Here is a 21,988-nt window from a genome sequence, read left to right as displayed (position 1 = left end):
GTTCAGTCGGGGCCGCTCCAGTCGAACGGGAAATGCTTGCTGGATCTGCCGCTGCGGTTCCAGCTGAAGCCGAAGGCGTCGGCGTGGTCGGTGGTGGCGCGGCCCCAGGTGGCGATCTGGCCCGGTCCGACCTCGGCGCCGGGGGCGTTGTGGACCTGCACGCGTCCGCCCTCCGGAGTGGTGGGGCCGGTGAGGGCTTCGGCGCGGGCGGTGACCCGGCCGGGTATCTCGACGCTCCATGCCCCGAGGTCGTCACCGATCTCCACGGTGATGGGGGCGACGTCCATGCCGCGCACCTCGGTCGTGGCGAGCTCGCCGAACCGCTTCGGCCACCCGCCCACCTGGCCGCTGAAGATCGTGCCGAGTGCGGCGCGCTGCGGGTCGTCGGCGCGCTCGTCGATGAAGAAGGCGGCACGCGAGTCCGTGGCGGCACCCGCCCAGATGTTGCCGGTGAAGGACCCGAGCATCACGAAGTTCAACCCGTCGAGCGGGACGTCCCCGTACCGGCCCTCACGGATGTGCCAGACGAGCACGCCCTCGCAGTCGCCCTCGGTCGGGGGCTGGGCGAAGGTGCAGGGACAGGGTATGGCGCACTTGCAGGTGTCGAACCAGTCGCCGGCCAGGTGCCAGGCCGGGCCGGTGGTCGCGTCGGTCATCTCTCCGACCTCCTCACCCCCCGCTGTCGCACGGTTCCAGGAGTGACGGGGCTGTCCGCACGAAAGCCCGCGGGCCACGTCGGCGGAGCGGCCTCATCTCCAGCCTGCACCAATTCGGCATCACCCGGTATTCCTGCGCGGGTAGGGACTGCCGAACCGTGACGCGCTGTCCCGGAGGACCTGCCGCCCGCGACCGGCGCCGTCCCGTGTGCCGTCCCGTGTGCCGCCGCGCGGGACGGCGGCCGGGTTTTGCCGTCGGCGCACGTGTGCTGTCCTGGAAGGACCAGGCAGGAGAGCAGCATGCGTACCGTCACCGTGGAGAAGCAGCCGCTGCGCACCGGGGTGCTGATGCCCGCCAGGGATCTGGCCCTCGCCTGGGGCCTGATCATGGTGATCGCGGCCCTGGCCTGGCTGTTCACGGCCGGGCAGGCTCGGGGCATGGGGATCGAGCCCGGCACGATGGGGATGGCGCTGCCGCTGTTCCTGGTGCTGTGGCTGGCGATGATGGCCGCGATGATGCTGCCCTCGGTGGCTCCGGTGGCGGTGACCTGGGCCCGCAGCATCGGCCGGCGGTCGAGCGGCGCCGAGCGGGCGGTCCGCACGACGGAGTTCCTCGGCGGCTATCTGCTGGTGTGGACGGCGTTCGGGCTGCTCGCGTACGCCGGCCTCGCGCTCACCGGCCACCTGGTCGAGCGCGATCCGGACACCGGGAAGTGGATCGGTGCGGCGGCGTTCGCCCTGGCCGGGCTGTACCAGCTGGGCCCGCTGAAGTACGTGTGCCTGCGGCACTGCCGCAGCCCGATGGCGCAGCTGATGCACTACGCGGGCTACCGGCCGCCGCTGCGGGACCTGCGGGTCGGGCTGCACCACGGCGGGTACTGCCTGGGCTGCTGCTGGGCGCTGATGGTGGTGCTGGTGCCGCTCGGAGTGATGAACGTGGCGGCGATGGCGGGGATCGCGGTGGTGATCTTCCTGGAGAAGCTGTGGCGGCGCGGGCCGCTGCTGGCCCGGGTCGCCGGGGTGGCGTTCCTCGTGCTCGCCGTGCTGGCGCCGTTCCAGAGCTGGCTGCTGCCGGGGCTCACCCCGGGCGACATGATGTAGCGCTCACGATGTAGCGCTCACGGCCGGGAGGGGCGGAGCTCAAGCGGGGAGCGCCCGGGCGTTGCCGTCGAACGATTACTTGGCCAGCCACATAAATGGTGCTACTTTTATGTGGCTGGCCACATAAGGGTGGTCGGCCAGGCATCCCCCTTGAGGAGACAGCAGTCATGAAGGCCATCGTTTTCGACACGTTCGGCGGCACCGAGGTCCTGCACGAGGCGGAGCTCGCGATCCCTCGGCCCGGCCCCGGCCAGGTCCGCGTGCGCGTCCGGGCCGTCGGCGTCAATCCGGTGGACGGCAAGATCCGGTCCGGGATCATGGAGGCCATCTTCCCGACCACGTTGCCCGCCGTGCCCGGCGGAGAGATCGCCGGCGTGGTCGACGCCGTGGGCGAGGGGGTCGACGGCGTGAAGGAGGGCGACGAGGTCCTGGGCTGGTCCGACACCGGTTCCTACGCGCAGTACGCCCTGGCCCCCGCGGCCGTCCTCGCCCCGAAGCCGGCCGGGCTGGACTGGACGCACGCTGCCGCACTGCCCGTGGCCGGCGACGGCGCCGACCGGGTGCTGGACCTGCTGAACGTCACGGCCGGCGAGACGCTGCTGATCCACGGCGCGTCCGGCGCGCTCGGCACCGTCGCCGTCCAGCTCGCCGTCGCCCGCGGCGCCCGCGTCCTCGGCACCGCCGGCCCGGCCAACCAGGAGTACGTCACCTCGCTCGGCGGCACCGCGCTGGTCTACGGGGAGGGCCTGGTCGAGCGGGTCCGCGCGCTCGCCCCCGAAGGGGTGGACGCGGTCTTCGACGCGGCGGGCAAGGGCGCGCTGGAGGACTCCATCACCCTGCGCGGCGGCACCGACCGCATCGTCACCACCGCCGACTTCCGCGCCGGCGAACTCGGCGTCGTCTTCGCCGAGGGCCCGCAGCGCCGCTCCGCGACCCGGCTGGCCGAACTGGCCCAGCAGGCCGCCGACGGCACACTGGTGACCACGGTCGGGGCCACCTACCCGCTCGCCGAAGCGGCCGAGGCCCAGCAGGCCAGCGACCGCGGCCACAACCGAGGGAAGATCGTCCTCACCGTCGACTAGACGGTGCCCCTGACCACAGCCCTACCGGCACCGTCCGACACCTTACGGAGCACCGTTGTCCGAGACTCCGCCCGAGCCGCCGAGCGCCGCGAGCGAGGGACGCCTGAGCTACGCCATCTTCCAGCTCGCCCGCGTGCACCGCGGCTACGCCGCCGCGATGCTGCGCGCCATGAACCTGCACCCGGGGCAGGAACTGCTGCTCATGCAGCTCTTCGACCACGACGGCCGGACCCAGGCCGAACTGCTGGAGAAAGCCGGCCTCGACCACTCCACCGTCTCCAAATCACTGCGCCGCATGCAGGAGGCCGGACTGCTCACCCGGGAACCCGCCCCCCACGATCGCCGCGTCATGGTCGTCCGCCTCACCGACGACGGCCGCGCGCTGCGGAAGCCCATCACCGACATGTGGCGCACCCTGGAGCAGATCTCCGTCCGCGACCTGACCCCTGAGCAGATCGAGGCGTTCACCGCGTCGGCTCACACGATCGAGACGTCGGTCAGGAACCACGGCCGCCGGACCCCCGACGAGTAGCCGGGCCCGGCCGAGCGGCCCACTCACCGGCCCAGCCGCCCCGACGGGTCTGTACGGCCTTCGGCTGTGGCCCGTCATCGGTGGTGACCAACGGTGACGGCTTTCGTCGGCATGGTGTGCGTGATGTCGACGAGCTTGTGGGTGCGGTGTTTTCGGGGCTGTCCGCGCTGGCCGCCGAGGGCGTGACGGACGAGGTGAGGTCGTCGGGGTGTCGGCGCGGACCCGGGAGGATCCGGCACCGCATCCTCCTGCAGTGAGCTGTTTCAGTTGCCACTCGGCAGGGTGAGGCCTTGCCTGTTGTTGACGGCAGCCCGGGCCGGCGTGATCGCGCTCGGTCGTACTGACTGCGGCCACAGCTCCGTCACCCGATCAATGGCCGTTCTGAAAGGCTCAATCATTCATCCAGAAGGCTTCCATGGGAAGGCCGCGGCCCGTTGTGCCAATCTGCATGGTTCCGTCGGGCAGGTAGGTGGGGCCACTCAGCCAGCCCTCGTTCCTGATGTAGGCGTCACCAGCCATGTCCTGCGTACCGATCATGATCGCTTCCATCGGGGAGTTCATGCCCGTGGTGCCGATCTGGGCCTGGGCGCCTCCCCACGCGCAAGTCCAATTGGAATCCCAACCGAAGTTGGTCCGGTGCGCCTTCATGCAGTAAGAAATGCGCGTAGGCGACTGGAATCTCACTGCTTCGACATTCCGGGCCTCACCGATCGTGCCAGCCCATTGTCCGCCGCACATCCACTCCTGCCAGCCCTTGTTCTGCAGGTGTGCCTGGTAGGCGAAGGCGCCGCCACACGGAGCACTGGAAGCACCTGCCGGTCCTGCGCCACCGATGAGGCCTGTCGCGGCTATCGACACGGCGGCAAAAGTGTGAATGGTTCTTTTGAGCATTTACTGTCCCCTGTTCGCGTGGGGCCTCGATGCTTGACGCCCCGTCATGGCTTCGCATGAAGGATGTCAGGGTGCTGCCTGGCCGTGTTGGCACTGCGTCGACAGTTCCTTGGGTTTCCGTCTACCGGCCTGCTGGACCGGACAGTTCCCTGCTGCTCTCTACCGGTCCGGGTACCTCCCGGCGTGGATCAGGCGGGTCTCCCTGCGAATCTGCATGAAGGAGTCTTTTCAGAACGGCCACCGATCGGGTGACCGAGCCGCGGCCGCGGTCAGTACGACCGAGCGCGATCACGCCGGCCCGGGCTGCCGTCAACGACAGGCAAAGCCTCACCCTGCCGAGTGGCAACTGAGATAGCTCGGTGATTCGCACGGAGCGTTACCACCGATACGGGACGGAGCCGTTGGCCGGACACACCCGCTCGTCGGAGCCGACCCGTCACCCGGACAAGGGGCAGGCCGGTTGCACCGGGCCGACCCGGACGACCGCGCTGCCCGGGTGACCGCCACAACCGGCTACGCCGCCGCCCGCGCCGGGGCCGAGAGCGGTGAGCGGCTGCGCGCCGAGAGCGGTGAGCGGCTGCGCGCCGAGTCCGTCTCCCTGGGCACCGCCGTCTCGTAGGCTGCGGAGCATGATTGATCCTGTGATACGCGAGTTCGGTGACACCGCGCGCCGTAGCTGGTCGCCCGAGGATGCCGTCGACGCCCCGCGTCCGGTCAGGGTCTATCTCTGGGAGCCGCCCACGCCACCCGCCGTCGGCCCGCCCCCGCTGCTGCTGATGTCGCACGGCACCGGCGGCAGCGCCCGCGACCTGGCGTGGCTGGCGGAGGCGCTGGCCGGGGCCGGGTTCCTGGTGGCCGGGGTCGACCACCACGGCAACAACTGGGTGGACGGCTACCTCCCGGAAGGCTTCGCCTGCATGTGGGAACGCCCGCGCGACCTGGGCTTCCTGCTGGAGCAGTTGCGGCGGGAACGTCCGCTGGGCCCGGTGGGTGCCGTCGGTTTCTCGCTCGGCGGTTACACCGCCGCCGCAACCGTGGGCGCGCGGATCGCCCCCGAGCGCTACCGGGCCGTGACGCAGGGGCTGGTGCCGATGCCACCGCTGCCCGAATTCCCCGACCTGCTGGAAGCCATGAACGCCCGGTACACGCCGGAGCAGTACGAAGCGGCAGTCCAGCAGTCCGGGGCGGACTGCTCCGTGCCTGCCGTCGAGGCAGCCTTCCTGATCTGCCCCGGCATCGGCCTGTTGATCGACGAGGAGTCGCTCGCGGCGGTGGCCCGGCCGGTCTCCATCCGCTGGGGCGGCGCCGACGACAATTCCCCCGGCCCCGGCAACGCCCTTCACTACGCCGAGCACATCCCCGGCGCGGAGGTCGTCTGCGTGGGCGAGGACGTCGGCCACTACCTGTTCGTGGACGGCAGCGAGTCAGGCGAGCCGATCCGCCGCCGGGTCGCCGCGGACGCGGTCGCGTTCTTCCGCCACAGGCTGGCGGAGGCTGCTTCGGTCTGAGCCCGACTCTGTCGGGGATCCCGGTCGCTGCCGCGTCAGCTGACGGCTCGCCAGGAACGCAGGCGCGGGATGCCCTGCTGGTCGTGGTGGTCCTGGAAGGCGGTCGGCGGTCGCGGGAGCGCGCTTTCGCCGCGAGGCTGCTTGCCGAGGCGTTCGGTGTTGGCGGCGATGACGGTGTTGGCGGCGAGGACGTGCGGCAGGTGTGCCCTGGCCTGTCCCCGGTAGCGGGGGCGGCGCATGCCGTGGCCGTGGGTGAACTCGCAGGCGGTGTCCTGTCCCGGCCATCGGCAGTGCTCCGCACCGGCCCGCGCACAGCCCCCCGACCGGTAGTCTGCGCCACTGTGACGCGTGCCTGGATCCTGCCCTCATTGTTTGCCGCCAGCGGCTCACTCCTTGCGGCGATGCTGGTCGTCAAGGGGTCCTGGGGCGTTGCCGTCGTCATGTTGCCGGTGTTCGTCCTGCTCGCCGGACTGCACTCACCGCTGGCCTTCCCGCGGTCGATCGGGGCAGCCGAGGCACAGCGCCGGAGCGCGGTCGACGGCCGGCCGGTCGTCTACTGGCGGGCAGGCTGCACGTACTGCCTGCGCCTGCGGATCCGGCTGGGCCGCAGCGCCCGGCAGGTGCACTGGGTCGACATCTGGAGCGATCCGGAGGGGGCGACGCGGGTGAGAGCGGCCAACGACGGCAACGAGACCGTGCCCACCGTCGTGGTGGCGGGCCAGGCGTACGTCAACCCCGATCCGCAGTGGGTGCGCGGACAACTCGGCTGATCCCTGTGACGGACGGCGGGGCCTGGCGCCGACCACCGGCAGAACCCACGAAGTCGGTCTTCCTCCACCTGGACGCCCAGCCGCTGCACGCCGCCGTCACGCTTCCGCGGGCGCGACGCCGACCAGTTTCACCAGGAACCGGTCCACCTGCTCCTCCAGCGGGGGCCAGGTCAGCTCGGGTTGGTTGACGCGTAGCGAGACCGCGCCGTGGACGGCCGTGCGCAGATCCAGGGAGACGGTCTCCGCGTCGCCGTGCGGTGCCAGCCCGGCGTCCATGCAGCGGCGGATCGCCATGGTGGTGCGCTCGGCCATCTCCTCCTTGAAGGACATGTCCGCGCGCCGGTTGAGCGTGCTCTCGTGCAACACCTTGTAGAGCCCGGGGTGCTCGCGGGACCACGCGCCGAGCAGTGCCGTCCGCGCGCGCAGCGCGGCCACGGGGTCGGTGGCGCCCGACTCCGCGTTGTCCACGGCGCGCAGCAGGTCGGCGTGGCAGTGCTCCAGCGCGGCCAGCACGAGCGCGTCGCGGTCGGCGAAGTGGATGTAGACGGAGGTCGCGGCGATGCCCACCTCCCGGGCGACCGCCCGCAGTGAGAGCGCCTGGTCGTCGGCGAGTTCGTCCAGCAGCCGCAGCGCCGTGCCGACGATCTCGGCGCGCAGCCGCTCGCCCTGGCCGCGCGGGTTGCGGCCGCGCGGCGCGGTGCGGGCGGTCGTCCGGGGCGGAGTGGTCGCGTCCATGGTCAGCATTGTATTGGACCATCTGTAGGGCTACAGTCGTAGCCCTACAGATGTCCACTCAAGGAGAGCCGCCATGACGCTGCCGACCCTGACCACGGTCGAGGCGCTCGACCCGGCGTTCGCGGAGATGGCCGCCGTGAGCTTCCGACAGGCCGGAACGGGAACGGAGCTGACGCCGCGTGAGCGGATCCTGCTCCTCCTCGTTGCCGACGTCTGCGAACAGGTCCTCGGGATGCCGTTCGAACTGCACGTGCGGGCCGCCCTGGACAACGGCCTCGACGCCGACGACCTACGCGAACTGCTCCGCTTCATCTCCTACGACAGCGGCTACCCGGCAGCGCTGGCCGCCTTGGAGCGGCTGGCCGAGGTCGAGCGCGAGCACGGCCTGCCCGGACCGACCGGGCAGAGCCACCGGCTGAACGCGGACGGGACGGGCAGCCCCCTCCCGGCGGCGATGCGCGCCGAGGTGCGGGCCCTCGACCCGGGCTTCGCCGACTACATGGACCTGCAGTCGCGGCTGCGCGCCGACATGTCCCGGATCAGTGTCCGCGAGCGGGCGTTCGCCACCATGACGGTGGACGTCCTCTACCAGACCCTCCAGGAGAGCTTCCGTGCCCACGTCGGCCGCGCGCTGGGCACGGGAGCGACGCCCGGGGAGGTGCGCGCCGCCGTCCGCGCCACCGCCACGTTCGGGATGACCCGGACCTGGCGCGCCATGAACGTCCTCGACGCGCTGCTGGCAGACCAGGAGGAGCAGGAGGGAAAGCGGACGACCCCGGGTGCCTGAACGCCTGTCGCCCGCACCCGTACAGGCACCCGCGCCCGCACACGACTCGGGCCGCAGGGCCGGTCCGTCGTGGTGCAGGCCGCGGGCGCACGTCCCGCGTCAAGTCGTCGGCAGGTTTCGGGCTCCGGGAAAGCCGGGGACGAGAGGTCGTCCCCGCCGGTGGACGTCGTGAGGACGGATGCAGAAGTCCGGCTGCCGGACCTGGTTCGGCGGGTCGGCCCGGTCGCGGAGGCGGCCTTGCGACGGGCCGCGAGCTGGTCGCTCGGTCTCCCTGCGGCCGTCGCCGGTCATTGCGGCCAGCAGGTGGGCGGCGGGCACTTCGCCGTGCCGGGAGCCCGGGCGGTCCCGCCGTCCACGGCCGTCGAGTCCGAGCCGCCGGGGTCGGCGCCGGTCGGATCCGTCAGGCCGTCGGGGCAGACCAGGCCGATGACCCGCCGGATCGTGGCGGCACCCGGTGCGGTGCGCACGCCCGTCGCACCTGTCACGCGGGCACCCGGGCGGGCCAGGGCGTGCTGCGGAGTGTTCGCGGACCGATGGCCGATGGCCGCGTAGGAGCGCGCCGGCGACCACCGCCGAGGCTGCGACCAGCAGTACCGCCACGAACGGGTGATGCATCGAAGCTCCGGTGGTTCAGGGCGACTTGGGAAGGTCACCCTGTTCAACCGGAGCTTCGATGCGTTCCTGACGGTCCAGACCAGACCTCACCAACCGCCGTGACCTGCAGACTTGCGTGCTCGCCAAGACTTTGAAGCGGCCCTGCTGCAGGAGCGCCACTTCCGCGGTGGCGGTTGCCGCGCCGGCAGCCTGGAAGCGGAGTTCACCGGCGTCCGGTGGGACGACTTCGGCGTCCTGTGACAACCGTCGGCTTGGACCGGACAGTCATCACGCCGTTGTGGAGGACGACGCCCACCTGCCGCTGCATGTCAGCGGTTGCCGTAGTCGTCGCGATCAGGACTCCCGTCTGATGGCCGAGTGCGGTGAAGCCCCGGTCATTCGGTACTGACGATCTTCGGCCACAGGCCGTTGCCGGATGGGGCCGGGGCTTGTCACCGCCTCGTGGTCTCCTGCCATGAACTCGTTCGACTCGCTTGCGACAGGCTGTCAGCTCTCAGGAAGGCTCAGCAATTCCGATACGGAAATTATGGAATTTGTGAATATGTTGTCCAGGCCGTAGCTGTCCCGCTCTCGGGAGGTCTCTTCTTCGTCGATGCCGTCCCGGTAAATGTTGAGAATCTTTTTCTCGAAGTCGACCGACGAAATGAAGTTGTCGTAGCCGGTCTCCGGACCCCAGAAGGCCGCCAAATGCCGCGGCCTGCGTGTCACGTTGACCATGTTGTTGTTGTGGCGCACCTGGCTGTGATAAACGAGGTACTCTCCGCACTCATCCGGAGGGCAGTAGTATCGCGTATCATCCTTGTCCCAGGAGTATCCCGCGGTAGATCCGTATTCCGGGTCGAGCCTGCCGCGGTCCCTTCTCATGTAGTCGATTCCCAATGTCGCTTCCAGCTGGCCGTACCGCGCATCCACAGGCAGTGTAATTGATTTCTCCGAAGAGAATTCCTCTCCTGCTTCAAGCAGGGAGCCGAGCGTGTTGAAATGGCCTGAATTTATTACCTCCGACTCGCCTTCATGGGAATATCGTTCGGCTTGTACATCGCCGACGGACGCCTCCTCGTCGGCTTTCCACTGCCCCAGGCCGTCGCCATTGGCGGAGTGGTCGACCGGTGTCCCCCAGACGGTGTAGTCGTCGTTGATGATGTATACGGGGATCCCCCCGTCGTTTTTGATGTACAGCTTGAGTGGAACGGTGACGTAGTTGGGGTCGGAGGATGCTTGCGGCGTACCGAATTCTGCCTTGAGGATAAATCGAATCGGTGCCGCGGTGGGTTGATACATGGTTGAATAGGCGATGCTGACAGCTGTCAGGAGTGCAGTGGCAGCAACCCCGGCCGCAAATTTCTTCGGATGAGGAATTCCCTGCCAAGCCTTTTCGCGGATGAGCAGATAAAGTGCCCACACGGACCAGAGGAGGAGCGGGATGAATGCGAAAAGGTAGGGTGTGTACTCCCTCTCTTCGAGCCACATGAATAAAAGAATGGCGCTGGTCGGAAGTGTGAGCAGGGCCCCGAGCAGGACGATCGCCCCGGATGTGTTCGACTGTCTCCTTCCCCAGTAGTCGAGGGCTGCAAATATTGCTGCACCCTGCAGCAGGCCCATCAGGATGAAAATGATGCCGACAATTCTTTGCGTGAAAGTAAGTGCTCCGAGGGCGTCCGGCCAGCCGATGGTTATGTGCATGACGGCGGACCCGAGCATTCCCACGATCATCAGCGCCAGGATTCCGCGCCTTCTCCATGGACGGCTGGGCCACGTCTTGCTGTCCCCTCCGCGCCAATGTATGCATGTCGGGTCCTCCAGGTCCATCGCCTCCGGGTAGCCGAGGCGATTCAGGGTCTTTCGCAGTTCGCGAAGTGACCAGGCATTGGCGACCACCTCCCCGTTGACGATGACCTTGCGAAGGCCGCGACTGTCGGGCGGATCCACGATTACCCACGGCTGAGTGCTCATGGAACCAAGATCAAACCTGACTCGGCGATTTTCAAGAGGAGTTGCTCCGTTCGGCTACGATCCAAAGGCTCTCGCCGGGTGTTTCGCTCCTGACTTTGGGTGCCATGTTCAGATCCAGATGAGGGGCCTCACCGGTGAGTCGGCGGGTCATGAGGCCGATCATCGCGACGTGGACCATGGCTTCGGAGCGGGCCGGGAGGGCTTCGTGGTCGCGGGCGAGGCGGCGGTGCTGCATGAGCGCGCGGTGCGGCGGACGATCTTGATGTCGATGCCCAGGGTGGCGCCGTGTTCGACGACGGCGTTCTTGTGGCCCGTGTCGGCCCAGGCCTTGCGGGCGGTGGGATGTCGGGCGGCGAGCCGGGGCGGCAGTTGCCGGCCGGCGGTGCCGTCCTGGACGCTCGCGGCGGTGACCAGGACCGCGAGCAGGAGGCCGATCGTGTCGGTGGCGACGTTGCGTTCCCTGCCCGCGATTTTCTTCCCGGCATCGCGGCCCTCGGCAGTGCGGACCAGGCGCCGAAGCCCACCCCGCAAGGCCGTCACACCGGCGCCACTCAACGCCCCGCGTCCTGGGCCTGCTGTGGTGGCTGCGTGACCGGCGTGACCGCGCAGCGGCGGCACTCCTGCCCACCCTGAAGCCCGACCCGCACCAGGTCGCCGCCACGGCGTCGTCCGACGATCGCCGTGCCGTTCGGCTTGCCCGTCATCGCCGTCCGGCCGAAACGCCACAACCCGTTCGAGACCCACTGTGCCCGTATCCGGAACCGAAGGCACTCGGCAGGGAGCGACGCAGGCTGCCGCGGGTGCGCATCCTCGGGCCTCTGCGGCGACCAGGCCCCCCGACGCCCCCAAGGGCGTTGCACCGGACCTCCGTGCTTCCCCCCGGCCGGGGCCGGGGGGAAGCGGTGCCGTCAGTAGCCCCAGCGGTTCTTCAGGTGACGCCAGAAGTCGCGGAGCATCCACTTGTCGAACTCGGTGATCTGCGTCGCGCTTCCGGCGTTCATGATGAAGCCGCCGACACCCGAGGGCGTCCAGTCGTAGAAGTCGTCGAGGCCGAAGGTGTGTCCCATCTCGTGCAGCAGGATGTGGATGTTCTCGCTGCCGAGCGCACCCAGGTAGTACTCGCTGCCGATCCGCTGGCCCCAGTCGCCGCCCGCGCCGCCGGACATGCCCGCGGTCAGCCACAGCGAGAGGTCGTAGTGGTGGGAGTCGCCGCCGGGGCAGCCGGAGTAGTTGCCGTCCTGGTGGAAGAAGCGGCCGCACGGCGGGGTGCACTGCGGTGCGCCCTCGCCGAGGTCGTTCACGTAGATGTCCGAGGTGCCGCCGGTCCACTCCAGCTGTGCGCGGTCCCGCACCGCCCAGCCGGTCACCTTCACCGGGACCTTCGGGTACGGCCAGGAGTTCCAGCCGGTCCCGTTGTCGGTCAGCTGGTCGATCCACTTCTGGAACTGCTTGCCGAGCGCCGCCTCGATCTGGTCCCGCTGCGCGGCGGTGACGTGCGCGGTGGAGTCCCAGCGGACGCAGTAGTTGATGGTCCCCTTGTTGGCCATCACCTGGTCCCAGCCGTAGTTCCGGAAGCCGTACAGGTCGGTGTACGTGCTCTCCTCGTGCTGCCAGACCTGGGAGAGCGGGGTGACGAGGGAGGCCGGGGGGTTCCAGGCGCTGCCGGTGGGTGTCGGCGTGGGCGTGGGTGTCGGCGTGGGTGTCGGTGTGGGCGTGGGTGTCGGCGTCGGGGTGGGTGTCGGCGTCGGGGTGGGTGTCGGGGTGCTGGTGGATCCCGCGCAGACGGTGCCGTTGAGGGTGAAGGAGGCCGGGCGGACATTGCTGCCGCTGTAGGCGAAGCTCGCGCCGAGCGAGGCGCTGCCGCCGGCGGCCAGGGTCCGGCCCCAGTCGGGATTGCCGACGGTGACGTTCTTGCCGGACTGGCTCCACACGCCGCTCCAGCCCTGCTGGAGCTGCTGGTTGCCGGTGAAGGCGAAGCCCAGGGTCCAGCCGTCGATCGCGGTGGTGCCCCGGTTGGTGAGGGTGATGCCGGCGTTGAAGCCGCTGCCCCAGTCGTTGACCGTCCAGTCGACGGCGCAGCCGACGCCGGCGGCCCGGGCGGGCGTCGGGGAAGTGCCGGTGAGCAGCCCGGCGACCGCCGCGATCAGTGCGACGAACAGGACCAGCAGGGAGCGGTGCGTCCGTGGTGCGGGTGGGGATGCATGGAGCCGTCGGTGCACGGGGTGCCTCCGGTCGGGGTGGGGGAGTGGAGGTACGGCGCCCTGGACGCGACGCTGATACACCGTCAGAAGTGGGCGTCACGACGGTAGGAACACGGCGGCGCCCCGTCAACGGCCGCAAACGGAAGTCGCCCGAAGCGGCCAGCGGACGGCTGGCCGGAAGCGGCGGGGTGCGGCCGGCTCCGTTGACCGGGCCCGGACCGGGTGGTGGGCTGGGCCGCCCGGCACTCCCGCCGAGCGCACCCCGATCCCGGAGGCACCCCATGTACCGACGGCTCCCCGCCGCGTTCGGCGCCGTCCTCGCGCTCTCCGCCGTTCTCGCGCCGGCCGCTCACGCCGCCGACACCCCGCGCACCCTGGTGGTCGCCACCACCGGTAGCGACGCCGCGCCCGGCACCCTCACCCAGCCGCTGCGCACCGTGCAGGCCGCCATCGACCTGGCCCGGCCCGGCGACACCATCACCGTCCGGGGCGGTCGCTACCCGCTCACCGACAACCTGACCGTCGCCCACTCCGGCGAGGCGGCCCGCCCGATCACCCTGGGCGCCTACCCCGGCGAGCGGGTGGTGATCGACGGCGAGCAACTGCCCGCCGGCCACACCCCGCTCGGCGGCTCCATCGCGCGCGCCGACCGCGGCGCCCTGCACATCGAGGCCGCGTACTGGCGGATCTCGGACCTGGAGCTGGTCAACGGCCCGTACGGGGTCTACTGCCGGGACTGCACCGGCAACGTCTTCGCCCGGCTGTCCACGCACGACAACTACGAGAGCGGTTTCCAGCTGGAGGGCGCCTCCGGCAACAACCAGATCCTCGACCTGGACAGCTACCGCAACCGTGATCCGCGCAAGAACGGCGAGAGCGCCGACGGCCTGGCGATCAAGGAGGGCGGCGGCACCGGCAACCTGGTACGCGGCGCCCGGCTGTGGGACAACGTGGACGACGGTCTCGACGCCTGGAAGTTCACCTCGCCGATCACCGTCGAGAACACCGTCTCGTACGGCAACGGCTACAACCGGTGGAACTTCCCGGACTTCGCCGGCGACGGCAACGGCTTCAAGCTCGGCGGCGGCACCCCCGCCCCCGCCGCAGGCCACATCCTGCGCAACGTCCTCGCCTTCGACAACGCCGCCAAGGGCCTGACGGACAACGGCAATCCGGGTGCGATCACGGTGAGCCGCTCCACCAGCTACGCCAACAAGGCGACCGGCTTCGACTTCGACACCGCCGCCGCGAAGGCCGGACTCACCGACAACCTTTCGGTCGCCGACCCGACCGCGTACGCGGGCAGCGCCACGACCACGGCCACCGGCAACTCCTGGAATCTCAGCGGCAGCTGGGGAGCATCTGCGATGCAGAGCACCGCCACCGCAGCGATCACCGCCGCCCGCCGCGCCGACGGCTCACTGCCCGCCGCGCCGAGCCTGCTGGTGCCCAGGTCCGGTACCGCGATCGGCGCCCGGTTCTGACCTCGCACCGGCTCGACGGGGACGGGGGGCGAGGCGAGGGTGTTCTCGCTGCGGCGGCCCGCCTCGAAGTCCTGGACGTTGCCCAGGGTGGCGGCGACGACCCGGCCGAACTGCGGAGGCTGATGACCGGTGTGCGGGTGACGGTGTACGTGGACGACGGGTGGATTCAACCGGTCGTCGCAACACCTCCGTGAGTTGGAGGTTTGCGGATGGGCGTGGGGAATCGGCAGGGGGCGGCGCGGGAGTACCGCGGGCAGATGCCCTCGCAGAGTCTTCTTCGCCACGCTGAAGCGGGAGCTGCTTGCCGACCAGCCGTGGCTCCGGTCGGACAGCGGCCCCGTACCGCGATCTTCGAATGGATCGAGAGCTGATACAACGCACGAAGGCTGCACAGCAGCCTTGGTTACCGCAGTGCCGCCGAGTACGAGACCGCCCTCGTGGCCTGACCACCACACCGATGGTGTCCGTCAAAGCGGAGCAAGCTCAGGGACCGTCGGGAGGCCCGTCACATCTGCGGCGTCCGAGTGGCGCATCCGCGCCTCACTTCGGAGACTACGCCGAACGCGCAGACTGGTCATCCCCTCCCGGTGCCCTGGCAGTTGCCGCAGACCCCGCCGCGGGCGGAACGGCAGCGGTCAGTGATCGGACGGGTTGCGCCGGGCGCTCCGTTCCGGCGCCGACGGGGCTGGAACCGCCCAGGATCCAACGGAACGTAGTCGGCGGAAAATCTTCGGGAATTCCGGCGGGCCGGCCCGGGGAACGTGCGGTGAGCCAGGGCATTTCTGCAGGTAGGGGTGAGTGCCGGGCCACTGCGAAGGTGTACTGAACGTGACCGGGAGCAGGGGCCTGCCGAAGAACCACCCACTGCTCCCGGTGGGCTCGTCGGGGGGCCGGGTGCGGCCTGCGACGGCGGCGAGCCGGTCGGCTGCGGTCGCGGTGGTCGCACCACGGGGACGGGGTCTTGTCGCCGCAGGGGAAGCGGTCGAACTCCGTTGGTCGAAAGGCCTGTTCGGGGGCCAGTGGTTCGGGACGAAGGGGGTGTGGTGCCAGGTGCCGTGCCACTCGTGGGTGTCCAGGGGAGGGCGCTTCATGACGTGGCCGGGAACGGTGACGCCGGGGGACGGGGCGCCGGGGCCGAGCTCGGCGCGGATGCCCGGCCCGGTGCGCGTCCGGGGCGCCCCGATGCGGCTCATGGCGACTTCGTGGCAGGTCGGCGGGCGTCCGCGCCGGTCGGTCCCGATCTGCGAGAACAAGCGGTGCTCCGTCTCGTTCCACGTCGATGTCCCGGCGGAAAGTGACAGAAAGTCACCGCGAGGCCGGTGGCCAGGGCGAAGACCGCCACCCGGCCGGCGTCCGCGGCCAGGCCGTGGATCCCCTACGGCACCGAACAGCCCAGGCAGATCAAGGAGTTCTTCTCCGGCGGACCCCCAGGACCGGGAAGGGCACCTCCGCCGTCAGGACGCCGGCCCGCCGTCGACGGGGCGGTACCGCGCCGCCGGCCGTCCCGGAGCGTCGAGGCGTCGCGGCCCCGGCGCATCCGACGCTCCGTGTCGATAGGTGATCGTCACCGGACGATCACGTACGGATATCAGGGTTTTCCACGATGTTGTGCGGCCCACGGACCGGTCTGCTGGTGTTGCGGTCCACGACCGCCGGCGCGCCCCACGACGTCGCGTCCGTCCGGCTCGTACACATCCAGGCGCGTACACATCCAGGGAAGGGGTGTCCCATGCCCGGCACCACCGTCGACTGCGACGCGGTCTTCTTCGACCTGCGCGACACCCTCGGCGACGTCGACCGGCCCGGTCATCTCGCGCTGTACCGACCCAGCACCGAGAAGCTGCTCGACGCCGTGCGGGACCTGGTGGGGCTGCGTGTCGGCGTGATCACCAACCTGCCCGCGGAGGTCAGCGCCGAGCAGGGGCACCGGATGATCGCCGAGGCCGTCGTCGCCGAGAACGGCGGCAGCGCCGTCCACCTCGCCGACGTCCTGGACCCGCACGGCATCGTGATCAACCACGAGGCCAAGCTGAACAAGCCCGATCCCGCCATCTACCGCTTCGCGGCCGATCAGATGGGGGTACCGATCGAGCGGTGCCTGTTCGTCGGGGAGAACCTCATCGAAGTCCTCGCCGCCCAGGCGGCCGGCATGCGGGGCGTGCTCAAGCCGTCGCCGCCCGGCAAGGAGTTCCAGCCCGCGGTGATCACCCGGCAGGGGGAATCGGTCCGCAACAGCGGCCGTGCCTTCGAGGAGTTCCTCGAACAGGAGCACCTGCTCGGCGAACGCCTCCTCGCGTGCGGCAGCCGCATCGTGCACGCACTCGACCCGGTGCACCGGTCACCGGACATCCCGCCGGGGGTGCGCACCGCGATGGGATGCTCGTGTACGCGCTCACCAACTTCACGGACCGGTCGCATCTGAAGGCCGAGGAGGCGATCGTGCCGCTGGCCGTCGCCCGCGGCATGCCGCCCGACCGCGCCCGCTGGATGTTCGACCAGCACGACCAGGTCCGCGCCTACGGGGAGGCGATCCGCGTCGCCTGGCAACGGATACAGAACGGCGACCCCCGCGACGTGTCCCACGCGATCTCCGACTTCCGCCGCTGCACGGAGGGCCTCGTACTGCTCTTCCGGTCGCATGCGGAACGCGAGAAAGACGAGTTGTACCCGGAGCTGGGCCGCCACCTCACCGACGCGGACGACGCGACCGTGCTCTCCGTCGTCCGCCACACCGGCCCGCCGGACACCGGACCCTACGCGGCGGTCGTCGGTGCGATGGAGGAGGCGCTCGACAACGCGGACGTCGCAGACAGCGCGGACGGGGCGACCCGGACCGCCGGAAAGGCCTGACCATGTGGCTCCTGCGAACGCCCGGCACCGGCTGTTTCGACAAGGACCAGCGGCGCGCCGTGGAGGTGCTCTTCGACGCGATCCTGCCCGGCGGACCCCGACGACCCGGCGCGGCCGACGCGGACGCCGCCGAATACGTCGACCGGCTCCTGGCCATGGGCCCCGAGACGCACCCCGAGATTCCGGCGTGGCGCCTGGCCTACCCGGTGCTGCTCGCCGCTCTCGACACCGCCGCGCAACAGGCGCACGGCGGACGCGGCGTCGCCGAACTCGACCGCGCCGAGGCCACCGCGCTGCTGCGCGACCTGGCAGCGGGGGCCCTGCCCGCCTGGCCCGCGGCCGCCCTCGCCCAGCCGGCGGCGTTCGCCCTGCTGCGGGCCCACTGCATCGAGGGCTGCTTCGGCGACCCCCGCTGGGGCGGCAACCGCGAAGCGGTGATCTGGCGCTGGTACGGCTACCCCACGCCGGCCGAACCCTTCACCCGCCCCGCCACCACGACCGCCGCCCGGCCCGGGGAGGAACCATGACCGCCACGACCAGCACACCCGGCGCACCCGGCGGATACGACGCGATCGTCGTGGGCGCCGGCGCGGGCGGCGGCACCGCGGCCCGCGTGCTCACCTCGCGAGGACGCCGCGTCGCCGTGCTGGAGAAGGGCCCGCTCCCGGTCGCCGACGACTTCCTTCCCTACGACGAACTCCACTTCCACACGCACAAGACGCTCATCCCGCACCGCGACACCGACCCCAACATCTACATGGCCGGACCCGCCCAGGACCGGCCCACCCGGGTCGAGCGCTGGTGGAACGTCAACATGGTCGGCGGCGCGACGAACGTGTGGGACGCCAACGTGCCCCGCTACACCGAGGAGGACTTCCGCGTCCTCGACCACCTGCGCGACGTGCCGCCCGAGGCGGACATGGTGGACTGGCCGTGGACCTACCGAGAGTTCGAGCCGTGGTTCGAGCGGGCCGAGCACGAGTGGGGCGTCTCCGGGCGGGCCCGGCAGTCCCCGGCTCAGGAGCCGATACGGGCCGGCTACGACTACGCGATGCCGCCGCTGCGCCCGCACGCGGCCGTGCCGTTCCTGACCGAGGCGTTCGGCCGCGCCGGGATGCGGCCCTACCTCGGCCCCCGGGCGATCAACTCCCGTGTGAACGACGGCCGTCCGGCCTGCTCGTTCTGCGGCCTCAACCAGTTCTTCGGCTGCGCTGTCAACTCACGGGCCTCGGCGCTGAACACGGTGCTCCAGCGCGCCCTGGCCACCGGCCGGTGCGACCTGCTGACCGGACACTGCGTGACCCGGCTCGTGCACGAGGGCGGGCGGGTACGCGGCGTGATGTACCGCACCGAACCCGGCGGACCCGAAACGTTCCTGGGCGCCTCCCAGGTGATCGTGTCCGTCCAGACCATCGAGTCGGCGCGGCTGTTCCTCGTGTCGCAGGTGCCCGACCCCAACCGGATGATCGGCCACTACCTGACCTATCACACCCACGGGAACGCCGAAGTCACCCTGCCGCTCCAGCCGGTGTGGACCGGCAACGGCGCCCAGCAGCCCTCCACCGCGATCGGCTCCCTGCAACTGCGCGACCTGTACGTGGTCGACGACCCCGCGACCCCGGTCACCAAGGCCGGCAAGTTTTCCGTGTACGACCCCTACACGTGCGTGCCGCCGGTCAGGCTCGTCAAGGGCGCCTCGCTCGGACCCGGCCGCGGCGGCCTGTGGGGCGAGGACCTGTACACCTACCTCGAAGAACTCCGACACCAGGGCGGCGTCTACTTCTCCTTCACCGGAGAGGCGCTCTCCCTCTACGACAACCGGGTCGAACTCGACCCCGACGTCACCGACCCGTGGGGCATGCCCGCGGCCCGGATCTGGTACCGGCACCATGCCTACGACCTGGCCGCGGCCCGCTACGCCATCGACCGCGTGGTGCGGGTGATGGAGGACGCGGGCGGCGAGTTGCGCGGCTACGACGTCCCCGGCGCGGAGAACCCCGGCTACGGACACGTGCAGGGCACGCTGCGCGCAGGCACCGATCCCGACGCCTCGGTGCTCGACGAGAACTGCCAGTCGCACACCGTCTCCGGGCTCTACGTCCTCGACTGCGCGTTCATGCCGACCGCCGGCGCCTCGAACCCCACCCTGACCCTGCTCGCCAACGCCTACCGGGTGTGCGAGCAACTCCCTGACCCCGGCTGAGAAGCACGCCCTCGGCGAGGTACGGACACACCGACACCGGGCCGACCGGGAACGAATCGAAAGGCAGCACCATGGACACCCTCGACGGGCGGGTCGACATCGCCCGCGCCCTGCTGTCCGCCGGGATCACCCCGGCCGACCTCGAACTGTCGCCCGACCTGGCCGCGGCGCCGGAAGGCCCCGCCCTCGCCGCGGACCTCGGGATCGTCTTCCCCGACGGGCTCGCACCCGTCCCACGGCCCCTCGGCGTCGAGCCGTCCCCCGACGCCGCGCTGCCCCGCGCCGACGTCGTCGTGATCACCTGGACCGTCGCCGAACAGGACGCCCTCGCCGACGTGTTCACCCCGGGCTTCGGGCGGCAGCGCTGGTACCGGTACACCCGCCGCTTCGAGGAGCACTACCGGCCGCTGATCAGAGGCGGAGCGCCCTCGCTCGCCGCCCGCCCGCCACGCCTGGGCTCGTACTTCCCCGTCAAGCTCGGCGACCTGGACGTGCTGTGCGTGAAGTCCGAACTCCACCTCAACCAGGACGGTCTCAAGACCGGCGAAGGCACCGCCACCCTGCCCGTACGGGACTTCTTCGAGCAGATCATCGAGGAGGTCCGGCCGCGGGTGATCGCCACCATCGGCACCTCGGGCAGCGTCTTCGCCGACTTCCCCCTGGGCGACGTGGTGGTCACGCGCGCGGCGAAGTTCCGCTGCCAGAAGGAGTTCCGCAACGAGGACTTCAACGGCCGGACGTTCCGGTCCGACTGGACCCTCCCGCTCGGCCGGATCGACGACGCGCAGAAGCTGATGCGCGGCTTCGCCGACCGGCTCACCGAACCACCGCTCGGCCCGCCGTCCACCCGCTTCCCCTTCGTCGGGCCGCTGCTCGAACCGCCCGACAACGACCCGGCCGTCCGCATCGAGCAGGACGCGCGGGACATGCCCGAGTTCCACCCGATCCTGACCACCGACTACTTCGAGTACGGCACCTCCACGAACGGCCTGGAACACGAGGGAGCAGCCGTCGAGATGGGCGACGCGGCACTCGGTCTGGCCTGCGCCGACCTCGCCGCCGCTGGCTCGGACCACGTGCCCGACTGGGTGGTGGTCCGCAACATGTCCGACCCCCAGATCAACGGCGAACTCCCCACCCGCGAGTTCCGCCTCAACCCGCAGACCATGTGGGCGGTGTCCTACTACGAGTCGTACGGCTACTGGACCAGCGTCTGCGGTGCGCTCACCACGTGGGGTCTGCTCGCGGGACTCTCCGAGGCGGGCATCGACGATGCCTGACCCACCGGCCGCCACCCGGCTCCCCGCCGAGGTCGAGCTGCTGTTCGAGCTCATGCCGTGCAATGCGCTGCGCACCTCGCAGCACGCCGGCCCCGGAACCCATCCGTGCGCCTACTTCCGCTCGTGGGGCACCTACCACGCCTACGACTACGACGCCGACGAGCCGCCGCCGGACGCCTCGATCGTGCGGCCCTCGCACTACACCGGCCGGATGACCCCGCTGCCGGAACCGCTGTCCGGTTGCCGCAAGGCCCCGATCCTCGCCGTCGGCATCAACCCCAACCTCCCGGGCTGGTGGCCCGACAGCCACGGCTCGCTCACCCCCGACTTCGACTCCGTGCGCCAGTACGCGCACTACTTCCGACACCGAGGGGTGTTCAAGCCCGAGCTGCCCGACGACGCGTACCGCACCTTCGGCGGCGGACCCGACGACGATCCCCTGGCCGGGATCCCGCTCACCGTTCCCGAGGACGCGCAGGGCCGCCGCGAGATCGCGGTCCGCGAGCAGCCGCAGCGCATGTACCTCGTCTACCAGCAACTGCTGGACGCCCTCGGCGCGGAACTGGGCCTCGACCGGGGCACGCTCACCGTCGGCGAGGACCTGTCGTACGGCAACATGGTCGCCTGCGCCTCGGCCAAGTGGACCACCCGGACCGACCCGCACGACCCTGCCCTTCCGCCGATGACCGACGACCAGCGCGTCGGAATCGTCGGCGAGTGCTTCCGCACCCGCCGCCACCTGCTGCGTCAGATGTTCCAGTCGCTGCCGGCCGTGATCCTCGTGCTCGGACAGAGCACCGCCAACGCGTTCACCGGCGAACTCGGCGACCGCCTGACACCCGTACCCACCCCGGACACCCCCATGGCGCAGCTGATGGCGACCGAGATCCGGCTCACCTACGGCACCCTCGACGACGGCGAGGAACTCGACGCCCGGGTGCTGTTCGCCCCGCACCCCACCGGGCACCCCGACGACTACGCGCGAGCCCGGCCGCTGCTCGTCGAACAGCTCCTGCACGAGGCCCGCTCCGGCCGGCTGGGTCACGACGGACGCATCGGACACCTGACGCGCCCCCGCGGATCGTGCTCCTTCTGCCCGCTGCTCGACATCGGCCCGTGCCCGTACGCCGATGTGCTCACGCCGCTCCCGGGCGGGGGCCCCGCCCTGCTCGCCGACGGACCGGCCCCCGTCGTGCCGGAGAAACGCACCCAACTGCGGCTGCTCGACGGCATCACCGAACGGGCCGCGCCCGTCGCCGAGGTCTGGGCACGCACCGACGATCGGGAGGACTGACGCCGAAACGCCCCACCAGCGCCACCACCCCCGAAAGCGAGACCCC

22 protein-coding genes and 2 pseudogenes are annotated in these 21,988 nt (G+C 70.5%); 15 read left to right on the top strand and 9 right to left on the bottom strand.

Annotated elements, in window-relative coordinates; translation table 11 throughout:
• Nucleotides 1-2 precede the first annotated feature (2 nt).
• On the bottom strand, nt 3-656 hold the full coding sequence (locus SNE206_RS34120) for a DUF1326 domain-containing protein (RefSeq protein WP_407917436.1): 654 nt from the start codon (nt 654-656) through the stop codon (nt 3-5).
• 300 nt (nt 657-956) lie between these two features.
• Here SNE206_RS34120 and SNE206_RS34115 point away from each other — a divergent pair, with 300 nt between their 5' ends.
• The 3 genes from SNE206_RS34115 to SNE206_RS34105 all read left to right on the top strand — a co-directional run bounded on the left by SNE206_RS34115 (nt 957) and on the right by SNE206_RS34105 (nt 3,371).
• On the top strand, nt 957-1,757 hold the full coding sequence (locus SNE206_RS34115) for a DUF2182 domain-containing protein (protein ID WP_407917435.1): 801 nt from the start codon (nt 957-959) through the stop codon (nt 1,755-1,757).
• Nucleotides 1,758-1,924: 167 nt separating this feature from the next.
• Nucleotides 1,925-2,839 carry an NADP-dependent oxidoreductase gene (locus SNE206_RS34110; protein ID WP_407917434.1) on the top strand — a complete coding sequence of 305 codons (915 nt, stop codon included), beginning with the start codon at nt 1,925-1,927 and terminating at the stop codon, nt 2,837-2,839.
• 55 nt (nt 2,840-2,894) lie between these two features.
• Nucleotides 2,895-3,371, top strand: coding sequence for a MarR family winged helix-turn-helix transcriptional regulator (locus tag SNE206_RS34105; protein ID WP_407917433.1), 477 nt, complete (start codon nt 2,895-2,897; stop codon nt 3,369-3,371).
• A 390-nt stretch (nt 3,372-3,761) separates the two neighbouring features.
• On the opposite strand, the gene SNE206_RS34100 is transcribed toward SNE206_RS34105, so the two are convergent.
• The gene (locus SNE206_RS34100) at nt 3,762-4,262 is read right to left on the bottom strand and encodes a hypothetical protein (RefSeq protein ID WP_407917432.1); all 501 of its coding nucleotides are present in this window, start codon (nt 4,260-4,262) and stop codon (nt 3,762-3,764) included.
• A gap of 496 nt (nt 4,263-4,758) precedes the next feature.
• Between SNE206_RS34100 and SNE206_RS34095 the strand changes: the two genes are divergently transcribed.
• Both SNE206_RS34095 and SNE206_RS34090 read left to right on the top strand, forming a co-directional pair.
• Nucleotides 4,759-4,881 carry a hypothetical protein gene (locus SNE206_RS34095; RefSeq protein ID WP_407917431.1) on the top strand — a complete coding sequence of 41 codons (123 nt, stop codon included), beginning with the start codon at nt 4,759-4,761 and terminating at the stop codon, nt 4,879-4,881.
• A gap of 10 nt (nt 4,882-4,891) precedes the next feature.
• Nucleotides 4,892-5,770 carry an alpha/beta hydrolase family protein gene (locus SNE206_RS34090; RefSeq protein WP_407917430.1) on the top strand — a complete coding sequence of 293 codons (879 nt, stop codon included), beginning with the start codon at nt 4,892-4,894 and terminating at the stop codon, nt 5,768-5,770.
• 35 nt (nt 5,771-5,805) lie between these two features.
• On the opposite strand, the gene SNE206_RS34085 is transcribed toward SNE206_RS34090, so the two are convergent.
• On the bottom strand, nt 5,806-6,009 hold the full coding sequence (locus tag SNE206_RS34085) for a hypothetical protein (protein WP_407917429.1): 204 nt from the start codon (nt 6,007-6,009) through the stop codon (nt 5,806-5,808).
• A gap of 102 nt (nt 6,010-6,111) precedes the next feature.
• Between SNE206_RS34085 and SNE206_RS34080 the strand changes: the two genes are divergently transcribed.
• Entirely contained in the window at nt 6,112-6,540 is a 429-nt protein-coding gene (locus SNE206_RS34080; RefSeq protein WP_407917428.1) for a glutaredoxin domain-containing protein, read from the top strand.
• Nucleotides 6,541-6,636: 96 nt separating this feature from the next.
• Here the strand turns inward: SNE206_RS34080 and SNE206_RS34075 are convergent, their stop codons facing one another.
• Nucleotides 6,637-7,275 (bottom strand): TetR/AcrR family transcriptional regulator, encoded by a 639-nt coding sequence (locus tag SNE206_RS34075; protein WP_407917427.1) that lies wholly within the window; start codon nt 7,273-7,275, stop codon nt 6,637-6,639.
• 73 nt (nt 7,276-7,348) lie between these two features.
• Here SNE206_RS34075 and SNE206_RS34070 point away from each other — a divergent pair, with 73 nt between their 5' ends.
• Nucleotides 7,349-8,062 carry a carboxymuconolactone decarboxylase family protein gene (locus SNE206_RS34070; RefSeq protein WP_407917426.1) on the top strand — a complete coding sequence of 238 codons (714 nt, stop codon included), beginning with the start codon at nt 7,349-7,351 and terminating at the stop codon, nt 8,060-8,062.
• A 287-nt stretch (nt 8,063-8,349) separates the two neighbouring features.
• Here SNE206_RS34070 and SNE206_RS34065 read toward each other — a convergent pair whose 3' ends face one another.
• Nucleotides 8,350-8,529, bottom strand: coding sequence for a hypothetical protein (locus SNE206_RS34065; RefSeq protein WP_407917425.1), 180 nt, complete (start codon nt 8,527-8,529; stop codon nt 8,350-8,352).
• 259 nt (nt 8,530-8,788) lie between these two features.
• On the opposite strand from SNE206_RS34065, the gene SNE206_RS34060 reads away from it, so the two are divergent.
• The gene (locus SNE206_RS34060) at nt 8,789-8,917 is read left to right on the top strand and encodes a hypothetical protein (RefSeq protein ID WP_407917424.1); all 129 of its coding nucleotides are present in this window, start codon (nt 8,789-8,791) and stop codon (nt 8,915-8,917) included.
• A gap of 246 nt (nt 8,918-9,163) precedes the next feature.
• Here the strand turns inward: SNE206_RS34060 and SNE206_RS34055 are convergent, their stop codons facing one another.
• The 3 genes and pseudogenes from SNE206_RS34055 to SNE206_RS34045 all read right to left on the bottom strand — a co-directional run bounded on the left by SNE206_RS34055 (nt 9,164) and on the right by SNE206_RS34045 (nt 12,849).
• On the bottom strand, nt 9,164-10,630 hold the full coding sequence (locus SNE206_RS34055; RefSeq protein ID WP_407917423.1) for a hypothetical protein: 1,467 nt from the start codon (nt 10,628-10,630) through the stop codon (nt 9,164-9,166).
• Nucleotides 10,631-10,661: 31 nt separating this feature from the next.
• Nucleotides 10,662-11,131 (bottom strand): annotated as a pseudogene (locus SNE206_RS34050) (transposase); the annotation flags it as partial.
• A gap of 407 nt (nt 11,132-11,538) precedes the next feature.
• Nucleotides 11,539-12,849 carry a cellulose binding domain-containing protein gene (locus tag SNE206_RS34045; RefSeq protein ID WP_407917422.1) on the bottom strand — a complete coding sequence of 437 codons (1,311 nt, stop codon included), beginning with the start codon at nt 12,847-12,849 and terminating at the stop codon, nt 11,539-11,541.
• A gap of 263 nt (nt 12,850-13,112) precedes the next feature.
• Between SNE206_RS34045 and SNE206_RS34040 the strand changes: the two genes are divergently transcribed.
• Nucleotides 13,113-14,315 (top strand): right-handed parallel beta-helix repeat-containing protein, encoded by a 1,203-nt coding sequence (locus tag SNE206_RS34040; RefSeq protein WP_407917421.1) that lies wholly within the window; start codon nt 13,113-13,115, stop codon nt 14,313-14,315.
• A gap of 936 nt (nt 14,316-15,251) precedes the next feature.
• Here SNE206_RS34040 and SNE206_RS34035 read toward each other — a convergent pair.
• Nucleotides 15,252-15,657 (bottom strand): annotated as a pseudogene (locus SNE206_RS34035) (ISAzo13-like element transposase-related protein); the annotation flags it as partial.
• 387 nt (nt 15,658-16,044) lie between these two features.
• On the opposite strand from SNE206_RS34035, the gene SNE206_RS34030 reads away from it, so the two are divergent.
• The 6 genes from SNE206_RS34030 (at nt 16,045) to SNE206_RS34005 (ending at nt 21,942) form a co-directional block, all read left to right on the top strand.
• On the top strand, nt 16,045-16,737 hold the full coding sequence (locus SNE206_RS34030) for an HAD family hydrolase (protein ID WP_407917420.1): 693 nt from the start codon (nt 16,045-16,047) through the stop codon (nt 16,735-16,737).
• Nucleotides 16,692-17,165: a hypothetical protein gene (locus tag SNE206_RS34025; RefSeq protein WP_407917419.1), complete on the top strand. Its 474-nt coding sequence runs from the start codon at nt 16,692-16,694 to the stop codon at nt 17,163-17,165. Before SNE206_RS34030 ends, SNE206_RS34025 begins: the two co-directional genes overlap by 46 nt.
• A 2-nt stretch (nt 17,166-17,167) precedes the next feature.
• The gene (locus SNE206_RS34020) at nt 17,168-17,692 is read left to right on the top strand and encodes a gluconate 2-dehydrogenase subunit 3 family protein (RefSeq protein ID WP_407917418.1); all 525 of its coding nucleotides are present in this window, start codon (nt 17,168-17,170) and stop codon (nt 17,690-17,692) included.
• Nucleotides 17,689-19,368 carry a GMC oxidoreductase gene (locus SNE206_RS34015; protein ID WP_407917417.1) on the top strand — a complete coding sequence of 560 codons (1,680 nt, stop codon included), beginning with the start codon at nt 17,689-17,691 and terminating at the stop codon, nt 19,366-19,368. The genes SNE206_RS34020 and SNE206_RS34015 overlap by 4 nt, the downstream gene beginning before the upstream one ends.
• A 71-nt stretch (nt 19,369-19,439) precedes the next feature.
• Nucleotides 19,440-20,648 (top strand): hypothetical protein, encoded by a 1,209-nt coding sequence (locus SNE206_RS34010; RefSeq protein ID WP_407917416.1) that lies wholly within the window; start codon nt 19,440-19,442, stop codon nt 20,646-20,648.
• Nucleotides 20,641-21,942 (top strand): hypothetical protein, encoded by a 1,302-nt coding sequence (locus SNE206_RS34005; protein ID WP_407917415.1) that lies wholly within the window; start codon nt 20,641-20,643, stop codon nt 21,940-21,942. Before SNE206_RS34010 ends, SNE206_RS34005 begins: the two co-directional genes overlap by 8 nt.
• The last annotated feature ends 46 nt before the right edge of the window (nt 21,943-21,988 follow it).

This window comes from Kitasatospora sp. NE20-6, assembly GCF_045862635.1.
The sequence above is the reverse complement of the archived record's forward strand: the minus strand, read 5'-3'. Positions and strand labels throughout refer to the sequence as shown.